1 protein-coding gene is annotated in these 1,237 nt (G+C 71.6%); it reads left to right on the top strand.

What is annotated here, in order from left to right:
- Positions 1-1,237: condensation domain-containing protein (locus ACFWZ2_RS43655; protein ID WP_384555363.1), on the top strand; the 1,237-nt coding region annotated here is incomplete at both ends.

Here is a 1,237-nt window from a genome sequence, read left to right as displayed (position 1 = left end):
CCCCCGACACCTCCAGCTCGGCCGGAACCGGACGCGCACCCGCCAACCGCGAGGAGGAGATCCTCTGTGCGGTCTTCGCCCAGGTCCTCGGCCTGGAGCGGGTCGGCGTCGACGAGAGCTTCTTCACCCTCGGCGGTCACTCGCTGCTCGCCGTTCGGCTGGTCAGCCGGATCCGCGCCGTGCTCGGCGTCGAGCTGGACCTCGCGGCGCTGTTCGAGGCGCCGAGCGTCGCGGGACTCGCGGCCAAGCTCGCCGGGGCCGGTGCGGCCCGCAAGACGCTGACGCCGATGGAGCGTCCTGTCCGGACCCCGCTCTCTTTCGCGCAGCAACGCCTCTGGTTCATAGGTCAGTTGGAGGGTCCGAGCGCGGCCTACAACGTCCCGGTGATGCTCCGCCTGTCGGGTGGGGTGGACCGGGCGGCGCTCGGTACGGCCCTGCGGGACGTGATCGGCCGCCACGAGGTGCTGCGCACGGTGTTCCCGGTCGCGGACGGCGAGCCGTACCAGCGGGTGATCCCCGTCGAGGACCTGACGTGGGAGCTGCCGCTGGTGGAGGTCGCCCCGAAGGACTTGGACGACGCGGTCGTCGCCGCGGCCGACTACTCCTTCGACCTGTCGACCGAAGCGCCCTTCCGGGCCTGGCTGTTCGCCGCCGGGCCCGAGGAGCAGGTACTCGTCGTGGTCATGCACCACATCGCGAGCGACGGCTGGTCGAAGGGGCCGCTGGCCAAGGACCTCTCCACGGCGTACGCGGCGCGGTGCGAGGGCCATGCCCCCGAGTGGGAGCCGCTGCCCGTCCAGTACGCGGACTACGCGCTGTGGCAGCGAGAGCTGCTCGGCGACGAGACCGACCCCGGCAGCCTCATGGCGCGCCAAGTCTCCTATTGGCGGCAGACGTTGTCCGGAGTGCCGGAAGAGCTGGAGTTCCCGGCCGACCACCCCCATCCGCCGGTCGCCTCCCACCGCGGCCACCGCGTGCCGGTGGCCGTCTCTGCCGACGTGCACGCACGGCTGCGGGAACTGGCACAGGCTGAGGGCGTCACCGTGTTCATGCTGCTCCAGGCCGCATCCGCCGTGCTGCTGTCGAAGCTCGGCGCGGGGACGGACATCCCGATCGGCTCGGCGAACGCCGGCCGCACGGACGTCGCTCTGGACGACCTGGTCGGGTTCTTCGTGAACACGCTGGTGCTGCGTACGGACCTGTCGGGCGATCCGACGTTCCGGGAGCTTCTCGGTCG

This window comes from Streptomyces sp. NPDC059002 (assembly GCF_042740435.1).
Classification (GTDB): Bacteria; Actinomycetota; Actinomycetes; order Streptomycetales; family Streptomycetaceae; genus Streptomyces.
The sequence above is the reverse complement of the archived record's forward strand: the minus strand, read 5'-3'. Positions and strand labels throughout refer to the sequence as shown.